The organism is Streptomyces albidochromogenes (assembly GCF_005981925.1).
Classification (GTDB): domain Bacteria; phylum Actinomycetota; class Actinomycetes; order Streptomycetales; family Streptomycetaceae; genus Streptomyces; species Streptomyces albidochromogenes.
This window is the reverse complement of record NZ_VBVX01000581.1, coordinates 1-1,724: the sequence shown is the minus strand read 5'-3', so window position 1 is coordinate 1,724 and position 1,724 is coordinate 1. Positions and strand designations below refer to the sequence as shown.

Here is a 1,724-nt window from a genome sequence, read left to right as displayed (position 1 = left end):
GGCAGTACGGCGGTCATGGCGGTGGTCACTTCCCGAAGACGGTGGTGGACGGCTGGGTGGCGGGGGAGCAGTCGGCGAGCGCGACCGGCTCGCCCATGGCGACGAGGATCTTCCGGTCGCCCGTGAAGGACTCGCGCCCGTGCGCGCACAGGATGTTGTCGACGAGCATGAGGTCGCCCTGCTGCCAGGTCTCGCGGCGCGTCACCCGGTCGTAGACGTCGTTGACCGCGTCGACCTCGGCGTCCGTGAGCCGGGTCCCGTCGCCCAGGTAGGTGTTGAAGGGCAGGCCGTCCTCGCCGTACGTCTCGACGAGCACCTCGCGGACGTCCGGGTCGAGGGTGCGGCTGTTCCAGAACGCGAAGTGGTTGAACCAGACCCGGTCCCCGGTGACGGGGTGCGTGACGATCGCCGACCGCCGCTGCCGGGTGACCAGGGAGTCGTCGTCCAGCCACTCGTAACCGATGGTGTTCTCGTCGCAGTACGCCTCGGCCGCCGCCCTGTCGTCGGTGGCGAAGGTCTTGTACCAGGGCAGTCCGGCCAGCTCGGAGTAGTTGCGCACGAGCAGCCAGCCGGCCTCCTCGAACCGGTCCCGCAGGTCCGCGGGCAGCAGCCGCAGGGCCTCCCGCATGTCGCCGACGGTCGTGGCGCCGCCCTCCTCGGGGGCGGTCACACAGCCGAACAGCAGCACCCCGGGAAAGTCCAGGGTGTAGCTGTTCTCGTTGTGCAGGCGGATCGGCTGGGCGGCCGGCAGGTCGGTGGACGAGAACACGCCCTCGCCGAAGTCGGTGCGCGGGGTGGCCTTCTCCTTGTAACCGGCCCGCTGCTCGATCAGGGCGTCACGGGCGGTGGCGAAGTCCGCCGCGTCGCAGACCGGCAGTCCGCGCAGCAGCACCGCGCCGGAGCGGTGCAGCTCGGCCTGGATCTCGGCGCGGTGGGCGGTCAGCCACGCGGCGGCGGCGTCGATGTCGTGGTGGCCCGGGGTGGCCACGACGGCGGGCTTGCCCGGCTCGCGGATCACGGTCAGGCCGGTCAGGACGGGGGCATCGGCGAAAGTGGTCATGGGAAGAGTCCTCTGCTGGGTGGAACCACGGAATCAGGAAGGACGGCGTACGTCGGCGGGAGCGTTCACGCACCCGGGGGAGGCCGGTTCAGGCCGCGAGGGCCGCCGGCACGCCGGGGGCGGGCCGCGCACCGCCGTCCAGTACGGAGCCGAGCAGGGCGAAGAAGCCGGGCAGCTGCTGCTGGAAGTAGAAGTGGCCGCCGGGCAGGACGTGCGCGGCGAAGCCCGCCTCGGTGATCTCGGCCCACCGGTCCAGCGCCGCCGCCGGCACCACCGGGTCCGCGTCGCCGCCGATCACCGTCACCGGGCAGTCGACCCGCGCCTCCTCGACGGGGCAGCGGTACACGTCGTCGATGGCGAAGTCGGCGCGGATGGAGGGGATGATGATCTCGCGGAGCTCGGGCTCGTCGAGGATCCCGTCGTCCGTACCTCCCCGTTCCTTGATCGCGGCGACCAGCTGGTCGTCGTCGAGCCGCTCGGGGTACACAGCGCTGGGGTTCTCCAGGAACGGCGCCCGGCAGGCCGACGCCACCAGGGAGCGCGGCGCCCGCCCGGCCCGCGCCGCGCCCGGTGCCGGCTGCCGAACGCCCGGACCGGCTGCCGCTGTCGGCGGCGCAGCGGGCGCTGTGGCTGCTCGCCCGGATCGAGGGCCCCTCGGCCACGT

At 72.9% G+C, this 1,724-nt stretch carries 2 protein-coding genes; both read right to left on the bottom strand.

The window, feature by feature from the left end; genetic code table 11:
* Window positions 1-25: 25 nt before the first annotated feature.
* A complete protein-coding gene (locus E2E34_RS34035) occupies window positions 26-1,060 on the bottom strand; it encodes a TauD/TfdA family dioxygenase (protein WP_138905677.1) in 1,035 nt (344 codons plus the stop codon).
* Between the two features lie 88 nt (window positions 1,061-1,148).
* Window positions 1,149-1,724: thioesterase II family protein (locus E2E34_RS34030; protein WP_138905676.1), on the bottom strand; the 576-nt coding region annotated here is incomplete at its 5' end.